General features: G+C 70.8%; 25 protein-coding genes and 1 pseudogene. 2 read left to right on the plus strand and 24 right to left on the minus strand.

Going from position 1 to position 23024, the window contains the following annotated elements; translation table 11 throughout:
• Positions 1–43: 43 nt before the first annotated feature.
• From rlmN to rpsB, 6 genes are all read right to left on the minus strand, one after another.
• Positions 44–1150, minus strand: coding sequence for a 23S rRNA (adenine(2503)-C(2))-methyltransferase RlmN (gene rlmN / locus AB0435_RS04900; RefSeq protein WP_366005905.1), 1107 nt, complete (start codon positions 1148–1150; stop codon positions 44–46).
• Positions 1151–1238: 88 nt separating this feature from the next.
• Positions 1239–2360 (minus strand): phosphatidate cytidylyltransferase, encoded by a 1122-nt coding sequence (locus AB0435_RS04905; protein ID WP_366426208.1) that lies wholly within the window; start codon positions 2358–2360, stop codon positions 1239–1241.
• The gene (gene frr, locus AB0435_RS04910) at positions 2360–2917 is read right to left on the minus strand and encodes a ribosome recycling factor (RefSeq protein ID WP_366005903.1); all 558 of its coding nucleotides are present in this window, start codon (positions 2915–2917) and stop codon (positions 2360–2362) included. The genes AB0435_RS04905 and frr overlap by 1 nt, the downstream gene beginning before the upstream one ends.
• Positions 2918–3087: 170 nt before the next feature.
• Positions 3088–3867, minus strand: a complete 780-nt coding sequence (gene pyrH, locus AB0435_RS04915) for a UMP kinase (RefSeq protein ID WP_361525234.1) — start codon at positions 3865–3867, stop codon at positions 3088–3090.
• 163 nt (positions 3868–4030) lie between these two features.
• Positions 4031–4867 carry a translation elongation factor Ts gene (gene tsf, locus AB0435_RS04920; RefSeq protein WP_366005902.1) on the minus strand — a complete coding sequence of 279 codons (837 nt, stop codon included), beginning with the start codon at positions 4865–4867 and terminating at the stop codon, positions 4031–4033.
• Positions 4868–4963: 96 nt separating this feature from the next.
• Positions 4964–5836, minus strand: coding sequence for a 30S ribosomal protein S2 (gene rpsB, locus AB0435_RS04925; RefSeq protein ID WP_366005901.1), 873 nt, complete (start codon positions 5834–5836; stop codon positions 4964–4966).
• Positions 5837–6393: 557 nt separating this feature from the next.
• On the opposite strand from rpsB, the pseudogene AB0435_RS04930 reads away from it, so the two are divergent.
• Positions 6394–6666, plus strand: a pseudogene (locus tag AB0435_RS04930) (M23 family metallopeptidase); the annotation flags it as partial.
• Between the two features lie 150 nt (positions 6667–6816).
• Here the strand turns inward: AB0435_RS04930 and AB0435_RS04935 are convergent.
• From AB0435_RS04935 to proS, 18 genes are all read right to left on the minus strand, one after another.
• Positions 6817–7356: a helix-turn-helix domain-containing protein gene (locus tag AB0435_RS04935; protein ID WP_361525283.1), complete on the minus strand. Its 540-nt coding sequence runs from the start codon at positions 7354–7356 to the stop codon at positions 6817–6819.
• A gap of 194 nt (positions 7357–7550) precedes the next feature.
• Positions 7551–8387, minus strand: a complete 837-nt coding sequence (whiG, locus tag AB0435_RS04940) for an RNA polymerase sigma factor WhiG (RefSeq protein ID WP_301892012.1) — start codon at positions 8385–8387, stop codon at positions 7551–7553.
• Positions 8388–8658: 271 nt separating this feature from the next.
• Positions 8659–9804 carry a DNA-processing protein DprA gene (gene dprA / locus AB0435_RS04945; protein ID WP_366005900.1) on the minus strand — a complete coding sequence of 382 codons (1146 nt, stop codon included), beginning with the start codon at positions 9802–9804 and terminating at the stop codon, positions 8659–8661.
• A gap of 137 nt (positions 9805–9941) precedes the next feature.
• Positions 9942–11555, minus strand: coding sequence for an ATP-binding protein (locus AB0435_RS04950; RefSeq protein ID WP_366426209.1), 1614 nt, complete (start codon positions 11553–11555; stop codon positions 9942–9944).
• Positions 11555–12007, minus strand: coding sequence for a YraN family protein (locus AB0435_RS04955; RefSeq protein WP_366426210.1), 453 nt, complete (start codon positions 12005–12007; stop codon positions 11555–11557). Before AB0435_RS04955 ends, AB0435_RS04950 begins: the two co-directional genes overlap by 1 nt.
• 82 nt (positions 12008–12089) lie before the next feature.
• Complete coding sequence (locus AB0435_RS04960; RefSeq protein WP_009714730.1) at positions 12090–12398, minus strand: DUF2469 domain-containing protein; 309 nt, start codon at positions 12396–12398, stop codon at positions 12090–12092.
• Positions 12399–12437: 39 nt separating this feature from the next.
• Positions 12438–12956, minus strand: a complete 519-nt coding sequence (locus tag AB0435_RS04965; RefSeq protein ID WP_366005897.1) for an NUDIX hydrolase — start codon at positions 12954–12956, stop codon at positions 12438–12440.
• Positions 12946–13731, minus strand: coding sequence for a signal peptidase I (gene lepB, locus AB0435_RS04970; protein ID WP_366005896.1), 786 nt, complete (start codon positions 13729–13731; stop codon positions 12946–12948). The genes AB0435_RS04965 and lepB (AB0435_RS04970) overlap by 11 nt, the downstream gene beginning before the upstream one ends.
• Before the next feature lie 82 nt (positions 13732–13813).
• Positions 13814–14821, minus strand: a complete 1008-nt coding sequence (gene lepB / locus AB0435_RS04975) for a signal peptidase I (RefSeq protein WP_366005918.1) — start codon at positions 14819–14821, stop codon at positions 13814–13816.
• Positions 14760–15791 carry a signal peptidase I gene (gene lepB, locus AB0435_RS04980; protein ID WP_366005895.1) on the minus strand — a complete coding sequence of 344 codons (1032 nt, stop codon included), beginning with the start codon at positions 15789–15791 and terminating at the stop codon, positions 14760–14762. Before lepB (AB0435_RS04980) ends, lepB (AB0435_RS04975) begins: the two co-directional genes overlap by 62 nt.
• A complete protein-coding gene (gene lepB, locus AB0435_RS04985; RefSeq protein WP_366005894.1) occupies positions 15784–16617 on the minus strand; it encodes a signal peptidase I in 834 nt (277 codons plus the stop codon). Before lepB (AB0435_RS04985) ends, lepB (AB0435_RS04980) begins: the two co-directional genes overlap by 8 nt.
• 45 nt (positions 16618–16662) lie before the next feature.
• On the minus strand, positions 16663–17013 hold the full coding sequence (gene rplS / locus AB0435_RS04990; RefSeq protein WP_168096161.1) for a 50S ribosomal protein L19: 351 nt from the start codon (positions 17011–17013) through the stop codon (positions 16663–16665).
• Between the two features lie 130 nt (positions 17014–17143).
• Positions 17144–17953, minus strand: coding sequence for a tRNA (guanosine(37)-N1)-methyltransferase TrmD (trmD, locus tag AB0435_RS04995; RefSeq protein ID WP_366005917.1), 810 nt, complete (start codon positions 17951–17953; stop codon positions 17144–17146).
• Positions 17953–18549, minus strand: coding sequence for a ribosome maturation factor RimM (rimM, locus tag AB0435_RS05000; RefSeq protein WP_366005892.1), 597 nt, complete (start codon positions 18547–18549; stop codon positions 17953–17955). The genes trmD and rimM overlap by 1 nt, the downstream gene beginning before the upstream one ends.
• Before the next feature lie 105 nt (positions 18550–18654).
• A complete protein-coding gene (locus tag AB0435_RS05005; protein ID WP_189890004.1) occupies positions 18655–18894 on the minus strand; it encodes an RNA-binding protein in 240 nt (79 codons plus the stop codon).
• A 2-nt stretch (positions 18895–18896) separates the two neighbouring features.
• Complete coding sequence (gene rpsP / locus AB0435_RS05010) at positions 18897–19337, minus strand: 30S ribosomal protein S16 (RefSeq protein WP_366005891.1); 441 nt, start codon at positions 19335–19337, stop codon at positions 18897–18899.
• A gap of 156 nt (positions 19338–19493) precedes the next feature.
• Entirely contained in the window at positions 19494–20084 is a 591-nt protein-coding gene (locus AB0435_RS05015; RefSeq protein WP_361525204.1) for a hypothetical protein, read from the minus strand.
• 326 nt (positions 20085–20410) lie between these two features.
• The gene (gene proS / locus AB0435_RS05020; protein WP_366005890.1) at positions 20411–21826 is read right to left on the minus strand and encodes a proline--tRNA ligase; all 1416 of its coding nucleotides are present in this window, start codon (positions 21824–21826) and stop codon (positions 20411–20413) included.
• Positions 21827–22122: 296 nt separating this feature from the next.
• On the opposite strand from proS, the gene AB0435_RS05025 reads away from it, so the two are divergent.
• Positions 22123–22953, plus strand: a complete 831-nt coding sequence (locus AB0435_RS05025) for a class I SAM-dependent methyltransferase (protein WP_366005889.1) — start codon at positions 22123–22125, stop codon at positions 22951–22953.
• Positions 22954–23024: the final 71 nt, after the last annotated feature.

A 23024-nucleotide genomic window follows, 5' to 3' on the forward strand; every position in this document is an offset into this window, starting at 1 on the left:
GGATGCGCGAAGGCACCGTATCAGTGCCGCACCGGGGCCACGCTCAGCGCTCGGCCGCCGCCAGCTGTCCGCACGCGCCGTCGATCTCCTGGCCACGGGTGTCGCGGACGGTCACCGGCACGCCGTGCGCGGCGATCGCCTGGACGAACGCCCGCTCGTCCTCCGGCCGGGAGGCCGTCCACTTCGAGCCCGGGGTGGGGTTGAGCGGGATGAGGTTGACGTGCACGCGCTTGCCCTTGAGGAGCCGGCCGAGCAGGTCACCGCGCCACGCCTGGTCGTTGATGTCACGGATCAGGGCGTACTCGATGGAGATGCGGCGGCCCGACTTCTCCGCGTACTCCCAGGCGGCGTCGAGGACCTCGCGGACCTTCCAGCGGGTGTTGACCGGCACCAGGGTGTCGCGCAGCTCGTCGTCGGGCGCGTGCAGCGAGACCGCGAGGCGGCACTTGAAGCCCTCGTCGGCGAAGCGGTGCATCGCGGGGACCAGGCCGACGGTGGAGACGGTGATGCCGCGCTGGGAGATGCCGAGGCCGTCGGGCTCAGGGTCGGTGAGCCGGCGGATGGCGCCGACGACCCGCTTGTAGTTGGCGAGCGGCTCGCCCATGCCCATGAAGACGATGTTGGACAGGCGCGCGGGCCCGCCGGGCACCTCGCCGTCGCGCAGCGCGCGCATGCCGTCCACGATCTGGTGCACGATCTCGGCGGCCGACAGATTGCGGTCGAGCCCGGCCTGGCCCGTGGCACAGAACGGGCAGTTCATCCCGCAGCCGGCCTGGGAGCTGATGCACATGGTGACCCGGTCGGGGTAGCGCATCAGCACCGACTCCACCAGCTTGCCGTCGTGCAGCCGCCAGAGGGTCTTGCGGGTGGTGTCGTCGTCGCACGAGATGTGCCGGACGACACTCATCAGCTCGGGCAGCAGCTCGGCCGCGAGCTTCTCGCGGGAGGCGGCGGGGATGTCGGTCCATGCCGCGGGGTCGTGCGCGTACCGGGCGAAGTAGTGCTGCGACAGCTGCTTCGCGCGGAACGGCTTCTCGCCGATCGCGGCAACCGCCTCGCGGCGCTCGGCGGGCGAGAGGTCGGCAAGGTGCCGCGGGGGCTGCTTGGCCCCGCGCGGCGCGACGAAAGTGAGTTCTCCAGGTGCAGGCATGGTCCTACCAGTGTCGCAGACGTGCGGAGAGGGGCCCGCCGTCCTGTGGACAACGAGCCCCTCACCGAGGAAAGCGCAGGCCGGAGCCCTATGCGCTGCCGACGAAGACCACCATCAGCAGCCACACCACCGGGGCGGTGGGCAGCAGGGAGTCCAGCCGGTCCATGATCCCGCCGTGGCCGGGCAGCAGGGCACCCATGTCCTTGATGCCCAGGTCACGCTTGATCATGGACTCACCGAGGTCGCCCAGCGTGGCGCTGACCGCGACGGCGAGGCCGAGCAGCAGGCCCTGCCACCACTTCCCGTCGTCGATCAGGAAGCGCATGCACAGCGCGCCCGCCACCATGGCGAACAGGACGGCCCCCAGCAGGCCCTCACGCGTCTTGCCTGGGCTGATGCGCGGCGCCAGCTTGCGCTTGCCGAACTTCCAGCCCACCGCGTACGCACCGGTGTCGCTGACGACCGTCAGGATCAGGAAGGTGAGCACCCGCCACGCGCCGTCGCCCGCGGCCAGCATCAGGGCCACGAAGGTGGCCAGGAAGGGCACGTAGAACGCCGCGAAGATGCCCGCCGTGACATCCCTGAGATAGCCGTCCGGCGGCTCGGGCATCCGCCACACGAGCACGGCGAGCGCGGTGAAGGCCATGGCCACCCACGCGCCCTCGGCACCGCTCGCGTAGCCGGCGATGACCATGGCGGCACCGCCGAGCGCGAGCGGCACCAGCGGGGCCTTGACGGCCTTCCGCTCGGCGAGGCGGGAGGTCAGCTCCCACAGCCCGACGACGACGGCGACGACGATCACACCGAGGAAGACGGGCTTGTAGATGAACAGGGAGGCGAGAATGACCGCGCCGAGGCCCAGTCCCACCCCTATCGCGGCCCGGAGATCGCGGCCGGCGCTCTTCTTCCCGGCCTTGGGCGCCTGGGGGACTGCAGGCTCCGGGGCAGAATCCTGGGGCCGGATGTCGGGCTCCTGTTCATCACGGAACAGAGGGCCGCGCAGGTGGGCGGCCCCCTCGTCACGGTCGTCCTGGTCTCCGCCTGAGGAGGGCACGATGGGCATGGGCCGAGTCTGCGCCGCGGCGCCCGCCTCATGCACAGGACCCGCCGGGCCCGGGCGCACGTCCCCTCCGAGCGAGGGGGAGGGTCCGCGGTCGGTGGACCCCCAGTACCCGGCGCTCGACGGGGCCCCCCAGGATGTGTCGTTCATCAGACCTCGAGGAGCTCGGCTTCCTTGTGCTTGAGCAGCTCGTCCACCTGCGCGACGTACTTCGCGGTGGTGTCGTCGAGCTCCTTCTCCGCGCGGCGCACCTCGTCCTCGCCGGACTCCTTGTCCTTGACGAGCTTGTCCAGGGTGTCCTTGGCCTTGCGGCGGATGGAGCGGATCGAGACCTTGGCGTCCTCGGCCTTGGTCTTGGCGACCTTGACGTACTCCCTGCGGCGCTGCTCGGTCAGCTCCGGGAACGTCACCCGGATGATGTTGCCGTCGTTGCTCGGGTTGACACCGAGGTCCGAGTCGCGAATGGCCTGCTCAATATTGCGCAGTGCGCTCTTGTCGAAGGGCGTCACCACGGCCATGCGCGGTTCCGGCACCGAGAAGGACGCCAGCTGGTTGATCGGCGTCAGCGCGCCGTAGTAGTCCGCCACGATCTTGTTGAACATCGCGGGGTGCGCACGCCCGGTGCGAATCGCCGCGAAGTCCTCCTTGGCGACCACAACGGCCTTCTCCATCTTCTCCTCGGCCTCGAGGAGGATCTCTTCGATCACCACTTGCTCCTGGTGTTATCAGTAAGCAGAGCCTCGCCCCTGCGCGCGTCTTCTCCTGCACGGTGTCCGACCGGCAGGCAGTTGTCCATCCCCGTGCCGGGGTCTTCCCACGGCACGGTGTTGCCGTTCCTGTGCGGCGTGATCGCTCAGGACGGCGGTCGTCCGGGCCGTCAGGCCCGCGTGCTCTGGTCGCTCACGAGCGTGCCGATCTTCTCACCCTTGACCGCACGCGCGATGTTGCCCTCGGCGAGCAGCTCGAAGACCAGGATCGGCACCTGGTTGTCCATGCACAGGGAGATGGCGGTGGCGTCGGCGACCTTGAGGCCGCGCGAGAGCACCTCGCTGTACTCGAGAGCGTCGAACTTCACCGCGTCGGGGTTCTTCTTCGGGTCGGAGTCGTAGACCCCGTCGACGCCGTTCTTGCCCATGAGGATCGCCTCGGCGTGGATCTCCAGGGCGCGCTGGGCGGCGGTGGTGTCGGTGGAGAAGTAGGGCATGCCCATACCGGCGCCGAAGATGACGACGCGGCCCTTCTCCAGGTGGCGCACCGCGCGCAGCGGGATGAACGGCTCGGCGACCTGGCCCATGGTGATGCCGGTCTGCACCCGCGTCTCGACGCCTTCCTTGACCAGGAAGTCCTGGAGGGCGAGCGAGTTCATCACGGTGCCGAGCATGCCCATGTAGTCCGAGCGGGCACGGTCCATGCCGCGCTGCTGGAGCTCGGCGCCGCGGAAGAAGTTGCCGCCGCCGATGACGACGGCGATCTCGTAACCCTCGCGGACGACTGCCGCGATCTCACGAGCGATGGCGTGCACGACATCGGGGTCGACACCGAGGCCCCCGCCGCCGGCGAATGCCTCGCCGGACAGTTTGAGCATAAACCGACGGCGTTTGCCGTGGTCGTCGCTTTTGTCGTCGGCTGCCGGCCGGGCGTCCGCACCCTGATTCATTGGAGATCTCCTCGTGCACATACGAAGAAGGCCATTGCCGGACGGGTCTTTATCAGATCCCTCTACGGCAATGGCCTCCTCGTCACATCAGCGGCCGACCGGTGGAGGGTCGGCTGCGTACGACCCTAGCGGGTCGCAGGTCATTCGCTGCCCTGCTGACGGCTCAGGCGCCGACGCGGATGCGCGCGAAGCGCTTCAGCGTGACACCGGCCTCGTCCAGAATCTTCTGGACGGTCTTCTTGTTGTCCTTGGCGAACGCCTGCTCGAGAACGGAGTTCTCCTTGACGAAGCCGGTGACGCGACCCTCGATGATCTTCGGCAGGGCGGCCTCGGGCTTGCCCTCCTCGCGGGCGGTGGCCTCGGCGACACGGCGCTCGTTCTCGAGCACGTCGGCCGGGATGTCCTCGCGGGAGAGGAACTTCGGCGCGAACGCGGCGATGTGCTGCGCGATGTCCTTGGCGACCTCGGCGTTGTCCTTGTCGAGCTCAACCAGGACGCCGACCTGCGGCGGGAGGTCCGCGGCGGTGCGGTGCATGTACGCGGAGACGAAGCCGTCGGCGAACCGCGCGAAGCGGTCGACGACGATCTTCTCACCGAGCGTGGCGTTGGCCTCGTCCACGAACGCCTGGACGGTCTTGCCGGCCTCGATCTCGGACGCCATGAGCGCCTCGAGGTCCGCCGGGGCGGACTTGGCGACGTGGGCAGCCAGCGCGTCGGCGACGGCGTTGAACTTCTCGCCCTTGGCGACGAAGTCGGTCTCGCACTTCAGCTCGACGAGCACACCGGAGGTGTTGTCGTCGGCGATGACGGAGACGACGGCACCGTTCGAGGTGGTGCGGCTCTCGCGCTTGGCCACGCCCTTCAGGCCCTTGACGCGGACGATCTCGACGGCCTTCTCGAGGTTGCCCTCGGCCTCGTCCAGCGCCTTCTTGCAGTCCATCATGCCGGCGCCGGTGAGCTCACGGAGCTTCTTGACGTCAGCGGCGGTGAAGTTCGCCATGGTGAATCTCTCTCGGAAGTCGTTGTGACTACGGGTGCACGACGGGGGCGACGCTGGTCGCGCCGTCCCCCGCCGTCATCTACCGCGACTGAGTTGTCAGGCCTGCTCGTCCGTGGCCGGCTTCTCGGCCTCGGCGGCCGGAGCCTCGACGACCGGAGCCTCAGCGGCCGGAGCCTCGGTCTCGTCAGCCTTCTTCTCGCCCTCGAGCAGGTCGCGCTCCCACTCGGCGAGCGGCTCGCCGGCGGCCTTGTCGGCCTTGGCGTCACCGGTGGCGGCACCGGAGCGGGCGATGAGGCCCTCGGCGACGGCGTCGGCGATCACGCGGGTGAGCAGCGTGACGGAACGGATCGCGTCGTCGTTGCCCGGGATCTTGTAGTCGACCTCGTCGGGGTCGCAGTTGGTGTCGAGGATCGCGACGACCGGGATGCGCAGCTTGCGCGCCTCACCGACGGCGATGTGCTCCTTCTTGGTGTCCACGATCCAGACGGCGCTGGGCACCTTCTGCATCTCGCGGATGCCGCCGAGGGTCTTCTCGAGCTTGGTCTTCTCGCGGGAGAGGACGAGCAGCTCCTTCTTGGTGAGGCCGGAGGCGGCCACATCCTCGAAGTCGATGAGCTCGAGCTCCTTCAGGCGCTGGAGGCGCTTGTAGACGGTCGAGAAGTTGGTGAGCATGCCGCCCAGCCAGCGCTGGTTGACGTACGGCATCCCGACGCGGGTCGCCTGCTCGGCGATGGCCTCCTGGGCCTGCTTCTTCGTGCCGACGAACATGATGGAGCCACCGTGCGCGACGGTCTCCTTGACGAACTCGTAGGCGCGGTCGATGTACGACAGCGACTGGAGCAGGTCGATGATGTAGATGCCGTTGCGCTCCGTGAAGATGAAACGCTTCATCTTCGGGTTCCAACGACGGGTCTGGTGACCGAAGTGGACGCCGCTCTCCAGCAGCTCCCGCATCGTGACGACGGCCATGGCCGCGCTCCTTGAAATACTCGGTTCCACGGCGGCCGGGCGGCCGCCGCTCCTGACGCCCCGACGTGCCCGCCGTGAAAGGTGCCCTTGCGAGGGACCGTTCCGCGGACCGAGAGACACGGCCACCGGGCTGCCCGAAAGGGACTGACGCGCCGGTAGCGGGGCGTGCGAAGTCGATCCGGTGACCCGGATCGCCATGAGAAGTGTACGGGACCCGGGAAGGCCCGGGTGACGACGTTGTGCACAACCCGCGAGTAGTCCACAGATCCTGGTCAAGATCCCCACGAATCGGCGCCGTGCGTCACGGTTCTCGCATGCGATCTCTCACGCGGGACCCCACGGCCGCGGGCGCGACGGCCCTGGGTGTCTTACTGACCGTGACCGCGCTCATCGCCTGCGTCGTCACACGCTTCACTTGCGCCCCACACCCCATGATCACGGCGCCGCTCACGGCCACCGCCGCCGTGACCGCAGCCATGGACCCTTCCCGGCCGGGCGGGGCCGCGGGCGACCGGGCCTGGCCGGTCACCGGGGCACACGGCGGCCGCCCCTTGATCATGCGGGCGTGGGACCCGCCCCCGGTGCGCTGGGCCGCGGGCCACCGCGGGGTGGATCTCGACACCAGGCCGGGGCAGCCGGTGCGCGCGGCCGCCCCCGGGACGGTGTCCTTCGCCGGCACGGTCGCGGGGCGGGGAGTCGTGGCCGTCACCCTGCCCGGCACGGGCGACCCACCGCTGCGGATCACCTACGAACCGGTGCGGCCGAGCGTCCACGAAGGGGACGGGGTGGCCGCGGGACAGCCGGTGGGCACCGTGTCGGCCGGCCCCTTCCACTGCCCGGCGGGCTGTCTGCACTGGGGGCTGCTCCGCGGGGACACCTACCTCGATCCACTGACACTGCTGCCGCCGTGGATGCTCCGCCGCCCGCCGTCCCGGCTGCTGCCGCTCACCGGCCCGCTCGGGTCGCTCCTCGCGCGGGTCTCAGCCCCGGACCCCGCGCAGGGCCATGGAAACGGCCGCCTCGGTGATGTGGTGCGGCTCCTCGGCCGCGCCGAGCTCGATGCGGCGGACCGCGGCGTCGACCACTCCCTGGAGGAGCATCGCGGCGAGGCGGGGCTGCTCATGGCCGAGGGCGACGAGGGCCTCGACGACCATGGCCACCAGCCCGCCGTGCGCGGCGCGGATCTTCTCCCGGGCGCCGGAGTCCAGCTCACCCGCGGAGATCGCGACCACGGCGCGGTGACGCCGGTCGCCGACAAGGGCCAGCTGCCGGCGCACATACGCCTCGATCTTCGCCTCAGGGGTCTCGGCGCGCTCCATGGCGGCCTCGACCTCGGCGGCCCAGACGGGGAAGTCGACGGCACACAGCTCCTCGACCACCGCGGCGCGCGACCGGAAATACTCATAGACGGAGGACCGTGCCAGCCCGGTGCGCTCGGCCAGCGCGGGGAACGTCAGCGCCTCCGTACCGCCTTCGGACAGCAGGGAGCGTGCGGCGTCCAGCAAGGCGTCGCGCTGCATCGTCCGGTGCTCGGCCACTGAGGCCGCTCGAATCCTGGGCACGCCTCCACTTTACGGATATCCATCGACCGGGACGACGCCGACGGCACGTTTCCCCACGGGACCGCACCAGGGGCGGCCCGCGAAAGACCGGGGTGCGCGCCGCGCGGCGCGGAGCAGCCACTCGAAGGGTCCGTGGCGGCCGGTGCGCCCGGTCAGCGTCCTATATCCGCGAGTTTCGCCCTCAACTGGAGGACCGACTTGGTGTGGATCTGACTGACCCTGCTCTCGGTGACACCGAGCACATGGCCGATCTCGGCGAGGGTGAGGCCCTCGTAGTAGTAGAGCGTGACCACCGTCTTCTCCCGCTCGGGAAGGGTGTTGATCGCGCGGGCCAGCAGCCGGCGCAGCTCGCGGTCCTCGGCCACCTCGACGGGGTCGTCCGCGGCGGTGTCCTCGAGCGTGTCCATCAGGCTCAGCCGCTCACCGCCCTCGGCGCCGACGTGCAGCAGATCCTCCAGCGCCACGACGTTGGCCAGTGACAACTGGCTGAAGACGCTGTGCAGTTCCTCGACGGCGATGCCCATCTCCGCCGCCACCTCGGCCTCGGAGGGCGTGCGGCGCAGCGCCGCCTCCAAGGTGGCGTACGCGCGCTCGACGGCACGCGCTTTCTGGCGGACCGAGCGCGGGATCCAGTCCAGGGCGCGCAATTCGTCGATCATCGCGCCGCGGATACGGGTGATGGCATAGGTCTCGAACTTGATCTCGCGCGTGGGGTCGAACTTCTCGATGGCGTCGATGAGTCCGAAGACCCCGGAGGAAACGAAGTCCGCCTGCTCGACATTGGGCGGCAGACCGACGCTGACCCGCCCCGCCACATACTTCACCAGCGGCGAGTAGTGGAGGATCAATTGCTCCCGCAGCCGGTCGTCGCCCGTGGCCTTGTACGACCGCCACAGCTCATCGAGCGTCGAGGGTGCGGGAGGGCGCACGGGCCCGCGTGCTGCGGGCGGTGCCGCCGCGCGATCGGACCCGGAGGTGTGCTGGGGCATTCGTCGTCTTGAGCCGTTCTGCTGTGACGTGAATGGAGACGTGACGTGAATGGGGGCGTGAATGGAGTGGTACGAATGGCTGGATTCCCGTGAGCGTAGCGTGACTGACGCACTGCGGTGCGCGAGGAAGGCTCCTTCGGTCGATATGCGGATACGTTCCCTGGCCGCGCTCCCGAAGTGCGGCTGCCGGAGGTCGCCCGGCGGTCGCGGCGGGTCGGCCGTATCGGCTCCCGCGGTCACCCCCTTAACCCTTTCACCCGATCGCCCCAGGTCAAGAACCGCCTCGCCGCACGGAGGGGCGCCGTCCGGGGGGCTTGCCGGTGCCGGATGTTGACGCGGGGCAGGTCAACTTCCAGTGATCACCGCAGCGTTCGACGAAGCCGAGGGCCTGGAGTTCGTGGAGGTGGTGAAGGGTGCGGTCCCGGCTACGGCCCGCGTTGCGGGCGATGAGCTCGCGGTCCCCGCCCGCTCCTCCCGGCACCGCTTCGAGCACCGCGGTCAGCGTGGGAGTGAGCAGGTCCCGGGGCACGACGGGGCCGCGCCGCTCGGGGGCGAGCTCGCCCATTCCGCCGACCAGTTCGGCGATCTCGGCCGCGTCGGTCACCAGGCAGGCGCCCTCGCGCAGGAGTTCATGGACGCCCGCCGAGAGCCCCGAGGTGACGGGGCCGGGAATGCCCATCGTGTGGCGGCCGAGATCCCGGGCGCGCCGCGCCGTGACCAGGGATCCACTGCGGTACTGCGCCTCCACGACCACCGTCCCCCGTGTCAACGCCGCGATGACACGATTGCGCAGGACGAAGCGACTGCGCGTCGGATGGCCACCGGGTGGCAACTCGGCCAGCACCAGACCCTGTTCCGCGATCCTGCCGATCAACTCGGTGTGCCCGCGTGGATAGGGCACGTCCACCCCACAGGCCAGCACGGCCATGGTGGCCCCGCCGACGGCGAGGGCTCCTCGGTGGGCGGCGCCGTCCACGCCGTAGGCGGCGCCGGAGACGACCGCCCAGCCGAGCTCGGCGAGTCCGGTGCCGAGGGTGGCCGAGACATAGGAGCCGTAGTCGGTGCAGGCCCGGGCGCCGACGACGGCGACGGACCGCAGGGCCCACAGCCGGAGGTCGGCCTCGCCCCGCGCCCAGAGGCCGACGGGCCGGGCGTCGCCGAGATCGTTCAGCTGGGCGGGCCATTCCCGGTCACCGGGGCAGAGGAAGCGGCCGCCCAGTCCGGCGACGATGCCGAGGTCACGGCGCGGGTCGAGCGCCGCCGCCCGCGCCCCGCACCCCGCGAGCCGCTCCTTCCCGGCACCCGGGGGCGGCGGTCCCGCTCCGGTCAGTCCCCGCACCAACTCCTCGGCGCCCAGCTCGCGCAGCCACCGCCCCACCTTCTCGTCCCCCGGTTCGGTGAGCCGCGTCAGCGCCACGCGCGCGAGCCGCTCCCCGAGGCCGGGTGCGGGCTCCTCCGGCTCCGGCGGTGCCGCCTCCGGGCTCCCCGGCCCGGGCCCGGCCCCCGGTCCGCCCCCGCCGCCCGGCACTTCCCCCGCTCTCCGGCGGCCGCGCATCACCTCGCTCCCGCCTCGGCCGGGACCCCTCTGACGACACCGGTCCGCAGATGGAGGGCCTGGGCCACGTCCTCGGCGTCCGGGCGGTCGTGTCCGGCGAGGTCGGCGACGGTCCAGGCGACCCTGAGGACCCGGTCGAGGCCCCGGGCCGTCAGCAGGCCGCGCTCCATGTCCCGTTCGGCCTCGGCGAGGGCTCCTGGGAGCGGGTGCCACCGGGTCCGCAGCTCATGACCCGGCATCTCGCCGTTGGTGCTCCACGGGGTGGCCCGGTACCGGGCGGCGGCGCGCTCCCGTGCCTCGCGCACCCGTGCGGCCACCGTCTCGGTGCTCTCCGCCCCGTCCCGGCCGGTGAGTTCGGCCCGGGTCACCGCCTCCACCCTGACCCGCAGGTCGACCCGGTCCAGCAGCGGGCCGGACAGCCTGGCCTGATAGCGGCGGATCGCGGTCGGCGAGCACTCGCACTCCTCCCCCAGGTGCGAGTGCCGCCCGCAAGGACAGGGATTCGCGGCGAGGGCCAGCAGGAACCGCGCGGGCATCTGCATCATGCCCGCCGAGCGGGCCACCACGACATGGCCCGCCTCCAGCGGCTGCCGTAGGGCATCCAGCGCCCGGCCGCTGAATTCCGGGGCCTCGTCCAGGAACAACACGCCTTTGTGAGCCAGGGACACCGCGCCGGGCCGTGGGAGGCCGACGCCGCCGCCCACGAGGGCCGCCATCGTCGCCGAGTGGTGGGGAGCGCAGTACGGCGCGGTGTCCACCAGCGGTTTGCCGGGTGGCAGGACACCGGCGACGGAGTGCACCGCCGTGACCTCCAGGGCCTCCTGGGACGTCAGCGGCGGCAGCAGGCCGGGGAGCCGCTCGGCCAGCATCGTCTTGCCCGCGCCCGGCGGGCCCTTGAGGTAGAGGTGGTGACCGCCCGCGGCCGCGACCTCCAGGGCCTTGCGGGCGAGGTGCTGGCCCGCCACCTCCGCCATGTCCGGGACGTGGCGCGCGGCGCCGACCCCGCAGAGCACGCCCGTGCCGAACCCTGCACCGGCGACCGACAGACCCGCCAGGACCGGGTCCGGCCGCCCCTCCTCGTCCGGCTCCTCCGGCACGGGTTCGTCCGAGAGCACCGCGATCAGCTGGCGCAGGCTGCGGACTCCGAGGACCGAGACATCGGGCACCAGGGACGCCTCCGCGGCCGTCTGCTCGGCGACGACCACCTGGCGATAGCCCGCGTCGGCGGCGGCGAGCACCGCGGGCAGCACCCCGCGGACCGGCCGGACCCGGCCGTCGAGACCGAGCTCGCCGATCATCACCAGGTCGGCGATCTGGCGGGGGTCGATCCGCTCGGCGGCGGCCAGCACCGCGCAGGCCACCGCGAGGTCGAAGCCGCTGCCGCCCTTGGGGACCGATGCCGGGCTGAGCCCCACCGTCAGCTTCTTCTGCGGCCACTCCGCCGCGGAGTTGACCACGGCCGAGCGCACTCTGTCGCGGCTCTCCTGCAAGCTCTTGTCAGGCAGGCCGACCAGGGTGAAGGCGGCGATGCCGGGCTCCAGACCGGCCTGGACCTCGACCACCACGCCCTCGACGCCGACCAGGGCCACCGAGCACGTACGCGCGAACGCCATCAGGCCACCCCCTTGGCGTGCTCCACGAAGGGGGCTCCCCGGCCTGGGACGACCACACCCACGAGATCGATCCGCACCCCGCCCGGCGGTGGCGGCCCACCGTGTCTCTCCAGCCAGCGCCCGGCGAGCCTGCGGAGCCGGCCGGCCTTCACGGCGCGGACCGCGGCCATCGGGTGTTCGTAGGAGCCCGCGCGCCGGGTCTTGACCTCGCAGACCACCAGGGCGTCACCGTCCGACGCGACGATGTCGATCTCGCCGTCCCTGCAGCGCCAATTGCGGTCCAGGATCCTTATCCCGGCCTCCGTGAGCCGACGCACCGCCAGCTCCTCGCCGTAGCGGCCGAGTGCCTGGCGCGCCAGTCCCTCGCGCGGTCCGGCAGGCTTCGAAGCCCCCGACCGTCCCGTCGGCACGGCGGGCTTCCCCGGCCCCGCGGGCCGTTGTGATCGAAGCATGGTCACCACCTCCGGCACCGACTGTGCCGCGACCACGCCCCGCTGTTGGATCTTGGTGGATAACCCGCCGGTTGTGGATAACTCAGCCACCCGGGAGGTCGAGGTCGCTCTTGTTGAGCTCCTCGATGTTCACGTCCTTGAAGGTGAGCACCCGCACCTGTTTGACGAACCGCGCCGGCCGGTACATGTCCCACACCCAGGCGTCGGCCATCGAGACCTCGAAGAAGACCTCGCCCTGGACGGAGTGCACCTGCATCTCGTAGTCGTTGGTGAGATAGAAACGCCGCTCGGTCTCGATCACGTATTTGAACAGACCGACGACATCGCGGTACTCCCGGTAGAGCTTCAGCTCCATCTCGGTCTCGTACTTCTCGAGGTCCTCGGCGCTCATGGCATGTTCCCCTTCAGCCGTGCGTCCCCCTATTGTGCGTCAGGCCCGCTCCGTCTCCAGGAGCACCGGCGCAGACGGGGGTCCCTCGTCGAGCAGCGTACGCAGCAGCTCGGCGAGCCTGGTCGGATACACCGTCTCACGGGTCGCGAGGAGTTCCCCGCACGTCCACCAGCGCAGCCCCGTGACACTGCGCCGCTCCAGCTCCGTACCGCCTCCGGTCCACACCGCGGCCTGCCGGGTGCGGGCCAGGTAATAGCACTCGTCCTGCTCCCAGCGGCGCCCGTCGAAGGGGAAGGAACAGCTGCGCCGCCACAGCACCGGGCCCAGCTCGATGTCGGTGACCCCGGTCTCCTCGGCCAGCTCCCGGCGGGCCGCCTGCTCCCAGGTCTCGTCGCCCTCCAGCCCGCCGCCCGGTGTGAACCACCAGGTGGTGGCGGGGTCGTCGGGCTCGAAGCCGTGGAGGAGCAGCACCCGGTCCTCCGGGTCGAGCAGGACGACCCGCGCGGCTCTGCGCGGCTCCGTCTCCGGAGCCTCGGACAGCAGCACCTCACCCGACACCCGCTGTCACTCCCTTCCCGCTTCCCGCACCGCCGGAGCCGCCGTTCCGTCCGGCCCCGCCCCGCGGCGCCAGACGCCGCGCCACCGGTCCGTACGCCGCGCCGGCCAGGATGAGCACCGCGCCGGCGATCACCGAGGCCAGCACCAGGGGCAGCGGCCCGGGGCGGGACGTGCCGCCCGGCAGCGCGTCGAACGTCCGAGGCCTGTCCATCATCCCCCAGCTGCCCATCGGCCAGGCGATGGCGTCCACCCGTCCCTTCACCGCGGAGGCGGGCACCGCGCCGTGCGTGGCGTCGGACAGGTGGGAGCGGGAGTCGATCGAGGTCGTGCGGTGGTCGCCGATGAGGAAGAGCTGCCCTTCGGGCACGGTGGCCGAGAAGGGCATGATCGACGCCGGGCTCCCGGCCGCCAGATAGGTCTCGTCGACCGGTTTGCCGTCGACCGTCATCCGGCCCTGCCGGTCGCAGCACTCGATCTTGTCGCCGCCGACGCCGACGACGCGCTTGAGCATGGGCACATTGCCCCAGACCTTGTCCTTGAAGACCACGACGTCCCCGCGCCGCACCTCGCTGCCGTCGATGCGCTCGGCGAGCACCCGGTCGCCGCGCGCGATGGTCGGCTCCATCGAGTCGGTGGGGACGGTGTACGGCTGGTAGAGCACGGCTCCCCAGACGAATCCGCCGAGGAAGAGCACACAGCCGACGGCCACGGCCAGCCCGGACAGCACCCTGCCCGCGCGGCCGCGGCCGTCGTCGTCACGTCCCGCTGCGCTCATACCGGCTCCCGCCCCCGTAAAGATCGGATTCCGCATGCCCTCGGGCATGGGATCGCACCTTACCGGGCGGTACGGACGCCAGTCAGCCCTTCGGCCCGGTCTTCCCGATGATCCGGCGGCGGCGCCACAGCACCAGCGGCACCGCGCCCGCGAGGCCGAGCGCGGCGGGTGTCGCCGCTGCGGCGGCGTTCAGGCCGGACTGGTCGAAGGTGCCGGGCACCGAGAGGAAGGACCAGCGGTCGATCGGCCAGGCGACGCTGAAGGCGCGGCCCACGACGTCCTTCACCGGCACCGTGCCGTTGTACAGGTCCGGGTGGTAGCGGGAGTCCAGCGAGTCCTGGCGGTGGTCGCCCATCACCCAGATGTGGTCCTTGGGGACCTTCACCGGCGCGAACGGCTTGTCGTCGCACGGGGAGTTGCCCTGGAAGATGTACGACTTCTCGTCGAGCGCCTTGCCGTTGACCTTCACCGGACCGCCCTGGCCCTGGCATTCCACGGTGTCGCCGCCGACCGCGATGACCCGCTTGATGAGGTCCTTCTCCTCGGCCGAGGGCATCAGGCCGATGAAGCTCAGGACCTTTTGCACACCGCGCCCGACGGGACCGGAATTCTGCTGCGGGGTATCGGGGCCGAGCCAGCTCTGGTCGCCCTTGCCCGGGTCGTGGAAGACGACCACTTCGCCCCGCTCGGGCTTGGACCCGAACCACGGCGTCAGCTTGTCCACCAGCACCCGGTCGCCCCGCTGGAGGGTGTTCTGCATCGAATCGGAAGGAATCGAGAACGCCTGGACGAGGAAAGTCTTGATGAACAGGGCGAGCAACAGGGCGATGCCGACGAGGATCGGCAGCTCTTTCCAGAAGGATCGTTGCTTCTTGGGCTGTCGTCCGCCCGGCTCCTCGGCGTCCTCGCCGGGTGCCGCGTCGACGTGCTCCGAATTCACCGGTCCGTCCGCCGCGTCCCGGGACGCCTGGGCCGACCGGGCCGCCTGGGACGAGGCGGCATCCTCCGGCGCACCGCCCCCGGGTGACTCATCGGTCCCTCCGGGTCGTTTCTCGGGCTCTCCATGACCGGAACGTGCGCCGACCGCCAAGTCCCCCACATCCGCTCCTCTCTCCACTCTGCCGCCTGTCGTACATACGACGCAGGCCCACCACTCCCATAACGAGCGGGAGTTCCGCAGGGGTCGGGAGCTGGATCAATCCGTCCTGATCCATGAGGGACACACTATTCGGCGAAGCGCCCGCTCGCGCTCCCGTACGCGGCGCGTCCCCGACCGATGCGAAGGTGTCCCGTTCGGACAGGCTCCGCCAGTGGCCGAACGGCCAGGCGATGACCATCGCCCGCCCCACCACAAGGCTCTCCGGGACGGTGCCCTGCCCGGCCTCCGTCAAGTGGTAGCGGGAATCGGCCGAATCGGAGCGGTGGTCGCCCATGACGAAAAGGCGCCCCGCCGGGACCCGTACGGAGAACTCGATCTGTGAGGGCGGGTTTCCCGGGTGGATATAGGGCTCGTCGAGCGGTGTTCCGTTGACTGTGATTTTGCCGTTCTTGTCGCAGCACTTGACCGTGTCACCGCCGACGGCGATCACCCGCTTGATCAGGTCCTGCTCTTTCGCTGAAGGAAGCAGCCCGATGAAGGTCAGGAACTGCTTGCCCTGTTTGATGCCCACCGGGTCATGCCCGGCCGTGGTCCCCTCCCCCGTGTGCCACCCGCCGGGGTCCTTGAAGACCACCACGTCGCCCCGCTCGGGCTTGGAGCCGAACCACGGGGTCAGCTTGTCGACCAGCACCCGGTCGCCGATCCGGATCGTCTGCTCCATCGAGCCGGACGGGATCACGAACGCCTGCAGCAGGAACGTCTTGAGCACCAGGGCGATCAGCAGGGCCACCGCTATGAGGATCGGCACCTCCTTGACCGCGGACCTCCGCCGGCGCCGTGTGACCCGCCGCGCCGCCTTCCGCCGCGCCGCGCGCCCGCCCGTCTCCGCGCCCGCCTGCTCCGCGGCCGGGCCCCCGGTGTCCGGCGGGCGCGGTGGACGCGTACGCCCCCTGCTACCCATGCCGCCGCCCGGCCGCGGCCGGCTCCGGTACGTCGGCGAAGGCGTCCGGCCCGCGCAGTGAGGTGAGCCGTCCGAACGGCCAGCCGATCCAGTCGACGCGTCCGACGACCCGGCCGACCGGGACCGTGCCGCCGCCCGGCTCGCCCAGGTGATCGCGCGAGTCGCGGGAGGCGCTCCGGTGGTCGCCCATCACCCAGAGCTTCCCCGGTGGCACGACGATGTCGAAGGGCACGCGTGAGGGCGTGTCCCCCGGAAAGAGATACGGCTCGTCGATCGGCCGGCCGTTGACCTGGAGCCGGCCGCGGGTGTCACAGCAGGTGACCCGGTCGCCGCCGACGCCCACGACGCGCTTGACGTAGTCGGTCCGCCCCGGGCTCATCAGGCCGACCGACGATGCCCCCTTGCGGATCAGCCCGGTGATCACGTTCTCCGAGGGCGCGTCCTGGACGAACGAACCCGTGCCGTCGAAGACCACCACGTCACCGCGGCTCGGCTCGTCACCGAAGCTGTAGGCGAGCTTGTTGACCAGCACCCGGTCGCCGACCTGGAGCGTGTTCTCCATGGATCCGCTCGGGATCAGGAAGGGCTGGACGACGTAGCTGCTGAGCAGCAGCAGGAAGACCATGCAGGCGGTCAGCAACAGGCCCGCCTTGCGCAGCGGCCCGCCGCCCTTGAGCCAGTCCCTGATCCGCTCCGCCCGACTCCGGCCGGATATCTCCGCCGGACGCGTCTCCCCGGGAAAACGCGAGGAGCGCGACCCCTGCTCCTCCCCCTGTGCGGGTTCTGGAGAGCGGTCGCGCTCCGAAAGCTGTGCGTCGGTGTCCATCGAGCCGAAAGCTTATCCGGCCTGGCCCGGACTCCGGACGGAAGCTCAGTTGTCGCGCTTCTCCTTGATCTTCGCGGCCTTGCCGCGGAGCTCACGGAGGTAGTACAGCTTGGCGCGACGGACGTCACCGCGGGTCACCAGCTCGACCTTCTCGAAGATCGGGCTGTGCACCGGGAAGGTGCGCTCGACGCCGACGGAGAAGGAGACCTTGCGGACCGTGAAGGTCTCGCTGACGCCCGCGCCCTGGCGGCGGATGACGACACCCTTGAACTGCTGGATGCGGGAGCGGTTGCCCTCGATGACGCGAACGTGGACGTTCACGGTGTCACCCGGACGGAAGGCCGGGACGTCGGTGCGCAGGGACGCGGCGTTGACGTTGTCGAGCAGGCTGGACATGTTCGTCTACTTCCTCGCTGATGCCACAGGTCATCAGCGGAACTCGTGCTGAAGTCGGAATGCTGCCGATGGGCCGGGCGGGCGTCGGTCCCCCTGTGGCAGGGGCGCGCGCCGGGCGCAAGGCAACGGCTTATTCTTCCACGTCCAGGGCCACTCGCCCAAATCGGCCGTCGGGGCCCGGGCCCCAGCCCAGGATCGAGAGCATCTCGCGGTCCTTCTTGTCGAAGGCCGCCGGGTCGGTGCGCTCGATCAGGTCGGGCCGGTTCGCGACCGTGCGCCGGAACGCCTCGTCACGGCGCCAGCGGGCGATCTTGCCGTGGTGGCCGCTCACCAGGACGTCCGGGATACCGCGGTCGCGCCACTCGGGCGGCTTGGTGTAGACGGGGCCTTCGAGGAGGTCGGCCATGGCGCCGGGGGCGAAGGAGTCGTCCCGGTGGGACTCCGCGTTGCCCAGGACGCCGGGGAGCAGCCGGGCGATGGCCTCGACCATCACCAGCACGGGCGCCTCGCCGCCGGCCAGCACGTAGTCGCCGATGGAGACCTCGCGCACGTCGAGGCGGTCGCCGTACTCCTCGATGACACGGCGGTCGATGCCCTCGTAGCGGGCGGGGGTGAAGACCAGCCACGGCTTCTCGGACAGCTCGACGGCGAGCTGCTGGGTGAACGGCTTGCCGCTGGGCGTGGGCACGACCAGGGTCGGCAGGCCCTCCCCGGAGGCGATGACGGAGTCGAGCGCCTCGCCCCAGGGCTCGGGCTTCATCACCATGCCGGGACCGCCGCCGTACGGGGTGTCGTCGACGGTGTTGTGCTTGTCGTGCGCCCAGTCCCGCAGGTCGTGGACGCGGACGTCCAGCTGCCCGCGCGCGCGGGCCTTGCCGACGAGCGAGACGTTCAGCGGCTCCAGGTACTCGGGGAAGATCGTGACGACGTCGAGCCGCATCACGCGTCACCCTTCGCCGTGGTGTCCTCGCCCTGGGCGCCGTCGCCCTCGGCCTCGGCGTCGCGGGAGCTCGCGACCTCGGCCTGCTCGGTGTCGATCAGGCCGCGCGGCGGGTCGACGACCGCACGCTGCGCGTCGAGGTCGATCTCCGTGACGATCTCGGAGACGAAGGGGATCATGACCTCGGCGCCGTCGGGCCGTTCCACGATGAAGAGGTCCTGCGAGGGCAGGTGCGCGATCTCCGTGATCCGGCCGATCACGGTGCCGTCGGCGGTGACGACGTCGAGGTCCATCAGCTGGTGGTCGTAGAACTCCTCGGGGTCCTCGGGGGTGTCCTCGGGGTCCACCTCGGCGATCAGGAGCGTGTTGCGGAGCGCCTCGGCGCCCGTACGGTCCTTGACGCCGGCGAAGCGCAGCAGCAGCCGACCGCTGTGCACCCGCCCGGTCTCGATGGTCAGCGGGCCCACTCCGGCGGGGTCCGTGGCCAGCACGGCGCCCGGCCCGAGCCGCAGCTCCGGGTCGTCCGTGCGCACCTCAACGGTGACCTCACCCTTGATCCCATGGGCGCGGCCGATCCTGCCGACTACCAGCTGCATGCCGTTCCTTCTCTGCTTCTCCGTACGAACACGACGAGCGAACGCGACAACGGGCCGGGAGGGGCCATAAGCCCCTCCCGGCCCGTGCCGGTGCTCAATCGCTTCTCAGCGGGCCTGGTCCACGTCGACGAGGTCGACGCGGATACCACGGCCGCCGATGGCGCCCACGACGGTGCGCAGTGCGCGCGCGGTGCGGCCGTTACGGCCGATCACCTTGCCGAGGTCGTCGGGGTGGACCCGGACCTCCAGCACGCGCCCGCGCCGCAAGTTACGCGACGCGACCTGCACCTCGTCGGGGTTGTCGACGATGCCCTTCACGAGGTGCTCAAGGGCCTCCTCGAGCATCCTCAGGCCTCGGTCGACTCAGCGGACTCGGCCGCGGCGGCCTCGTCCTTCTTCTCCGACTTCTTGGCCTTCGGGGTGATGGCCTCACCCTTCGCGGCGCTGTCCTCGAGACCCTTGGCGAACTCGTCGAACGCGCGACGCTTGTCCTCCTTGGTCTCGGGGAGGAGCATCGGGGCCGGGGCCGGCAGACCCTTGAACTTCTGCCAGTCGCCGGTGACCTTGAGGATGGCCATGACGGGCTCGGTCGGCTGCGCGCCGACACTCAGCCAGTACTGGACACGCTCGGCGTTGACCTCGATGCGCGAGGGGTTCTGCACCGGGTGGTACAGACCGATCTCCTCGATGGCCCGGCCGTCACGGCGGGTACGGGAGTCGGCGACGACGATGCGGTAGTGAGGCGCACGGATCTTGCCCAGACGCTTCAGCTTGATCTTGACTGCCACTGGAGTGGTGTCTCCTGGTCTTGACGTGGTTGGGCACAACGAGATGCCACGTGGGGTTGCGGTACTCGGGGTGCCCGATGGACGCGTCAGCCGGAGGAGAGAGGGGTCCTATGCGACTGTCGAGTACAGCGTCCCATTGTGCCACACCGCTCCAGGTCAGCCGACCGATACGGCCTCGGGGATGCGGAAGGGCTGCCCGCAGCCGCCGCACATGATCGGCGCCTGCGCGAGCACGGAAGGCACAACGCGGACATTGCGCCCGCAATCGCACACCGCCTTGACCCGCACTCCCCCGCCGGAGGAGCCGTGCCGCGCCGCCGGACCCCGGAAGGTGCGCGAGGTGTCGGCGGTGGTGGCGACCGTGTGCGCCTTCAGGGCGCGCTGGAGTCTCTCGATGGTGGGGCGGTAGCGCTTGCGCGCCTCCGGGTTGAGCACGACCAGCGAGAAGCCGCTGCTGGGATGCGGCTCGTCCCCGTGGTCGAGGCCCAGCTCCTCGGCGATCGCCAGGAACCGGCGATTGTGGTAGCGGCCCGCACGAGAGGTGTCACGGACACCGCGGGCGGCCGCGATGCCGTGCACTGCCTCGTGCAGCAGCCGTTCGAAGGAGAGCTCGGCGCCGCAGGCGGACGACGATTCTCCGATCAACGATTCGGGCGCGGCTAGATCCGGCAGCTCGGGGTGGTACCGCTGAATGTCGGCCCACGCCTGCGCCAGCTCTGCGGCGAGAACAGGTGGTGTCGTGCTCACGTCGTGACAACGAGCAGGGATGGCCCGGTGTTCCGATACCGGGCCATCCCAAATAATTTGCACGTACCAGTCAGTTTCACGCTCATGCGTCCTGACGAGGGCGGGTGCGCAGATCTATGGAGAACCCGCGCACCCGTTCGCAACATGGGACGTACTGACTCACGAGTAAGCGCGCATCAGGGGGCGTGCGCCCCCATGCGCTTCCGTACGCCTGCCCGCCCCGGAGCAATACATTCCGGGCGTCGGCGCTTCCTCGGCCCTTCCCTGACCCTTCCTCGACCTTTCCCCGCGCCGGCCGTACGCGACCGGCGCGGGGAGCGGCGCGGTCAGTAGGCGCGCGCGACGATCGCGATCGTGCCCGGGGCGTCGTCGGCGTCCGGCACCGAGCCGTCCTCGGCGATCAGGCAGCGCACGGACACCGCCTGCTCGGCGAGCTTGGCCTCGCCCTCGGGGCCGAGGTCCGCCCACGGGATCCGCGCCCAGCCACCGGCGACGGCGGCCTCCGCGGCCTCGTCGATGGTGCGCACGTCGGACGTCAGCGACTCGCGGCGCTCGCGCGACTGGGTCAGCAGCAGCTCCTGGTCCTCCTCCAGGACCTTCGGCAGCAGCGCGACCAGCTCGTCGAGGCGGACCGGCGCCTTGCCACCGGGGATCCGGCGGGCCAGCATCGCGGTGCCGTTCTCCAGGTCGCGCGGGCCGACCTCGATGCGCACCGGAACGCCCTTGAGCTCCCAGTCCACGGCACGGCGGCCGAAGGGGGTGTCGGTGCGGTCGTCGACCTGCACCCGGATTCCGGCGGCCTTCAGCTGGTCACCGATCTCGCGGACCTTGGCGATCACGGCGTCGTCACCCTTGATCGCCAGGACGACGGCCTGGACAGAGGCGAGGCGCGGCGGCACCCGCAGGCCGCTGTCGTCGCCGTGCGACATGATCAGACCGCCGACCATACGGGTCGAGACGCCCCACGAGGTCTGCCAGACCATCTCCTGCTGCCCGTCCTTGGACAGGTAGGAGGTGTTGAACGCCTTGGCGAAGTTCTGGCCGAGCTCGTGGCTGGTGCCCATCTGGAGCGCCTTGCCGTCCCGCATCATGCCCTCGAGCGTGAGGGTGTTGATGGCACCCGCGAAGCGCTCCTTGGCCGTCTTGCGTCCCAGCACGACGTCGATGCCGAGCACGTTCACCATGAAGTCGTAGTAGACGTCGCGGTGGATGCGGGCCGCGTAGTCGCGCGCGTCCTCGTAGGTGGCGTGGGCGGTGTGGCCCTCCTGCCAGAGGAACTCGCTCGTGCGCAGGAAGACGCGCGGGCGCATCTCCCAACGCACCACGTTGGCCCACTGGTTGATCAGCAGGGGCAGGTCGCGGTAGCTCTGCACCCACTTGGAGAAGTACTCGTTGATGATCGTCTCGGAGGTGGGCCGGACGACGACCGGCTCGTCGAGCTCCTTGCCGCCGCCGTGCGTGACGACCGCGAGCTCGGGCGCGAAGCCCTCGACGTGCTCGGCCTCCCGCGTCAGGTAGGACTGCGGGATGAACAGCGGGAAGTACGCGTTGGAGGCGCCCGCGTCCTTGATGCGCGCGTCCATCTCCTGCTGCATGCGCTCCCAGAGCCCGTACCCGTACGGGCGGATGACCATGGTGCCGCGCACCGGGCCGTTGTCGGCCAGCTCGGCCTTGTTGATCAAGTCCTGGTACCAGCGCGGGAAGTCTTCCGCCTGGGGGGTGAGAATGGGAGCCTTTGCCATGGGGCGAATGGTACGGGGCCGATCCGCCCGAGCGTGAATCCCCTCCCCGCGACCCCGCGGCCACCGGCGGGCCGCCGCTCCTCCTGCCCGTGTGCTGCCCGTGTCCTGCCCGTGCGAGCGCGCCCGGCACATGCCATCGTGGGCGGACGGGAAGCTTCTCGCGCCACCCCCTGGACTCGGGGACGGAAGCGGAGTTCTCTGGCATACGGGGGTGCTTCACAGCGGCGCGCGCACGGCAGCACATCGGGGGGCCGATTCGGCACACATACGTCTCTCGGCGGATTGGGGCGCTTTCGATGACACCAACGCTCGTGCGGCGGCACCGGCCGTCCGCTGCGTCGCCCGGCTCCCGGGCCCGCGACTGGGCGGAGATCCAGGAACGGATGCTGGTGCCGCTCTACGAAGCGGTGTACCAACGGCTGGAGGTCTCCTCCGGCACCCGGCTGCTCAGCCTGGGCTGCGGCTCCGGGCTGGCCCTGCTGATGGCGTCGGCCCGGGGCGCCACGGTCTGCGGCGTCGACTCCGACCGGCGGCGGCTGGAGCTGGCCCACGAACGGCTGTCCCCCGAGGGCGGCCGCGCCGGGCGCGGCGCGCGCCTCGGGCACGGCGGCCCCGAATCCGTCACCGAGCCCGGTGCTCCCCCCTTCAACCTGGTCACGGCCTTCGACCCGCTGTACTGCGCGGGCGGCAGCGCCCACCACCTGGCGGGCGCCCTCGCCAAGGCGGCCGCCTGCGCCGAATACGGCGCGCCCGTCGTCCTGGCCGGCTGGGGCCCGCAGGAGCGCTGCGCCGCCTCGGGGGCGCTCCGGGTCGCGGCCCGGCTCGCGGACCCCATGTGCGCGCCCTCCCGCTGGCGGCCGAGCGGCCGCGACGACCTGGAGAACCTGGCCCAGCGCGCCGGGCTGCGCCCGGACGGATCGGGCCGCGTGGCCTGCCCGTACGGCTACGCCGACCTGGGCAGCGCGGTGCGCGGGATGCTCTCGACCGGCGCCTTCGACGCGGCGATCGAGGCCACGGACGAGGAGCAGGTCACCAAGGAACTCTCCGAGGCGCTCCACCCCTACCTGCGCCACGACGGCACCGTGTGGATGCCCAACGTCTTCCGCTATCTCATAGCCCGCGTCTGACCCTGCCCGTTACACACGCAGTGGCCCCCTACGGTCGACCGTAGGGGGCCACTGCGTGTGCCGTACGACGG

It is taken from the genome of Streptomyces sp. NPDC051173, from assembly GCF_040689515.1.
Lineage (GTDB): Bacteria > Actinomycetota > Actinomycetes > Streptomycetales > Streptomycetaceae > Streptomyces.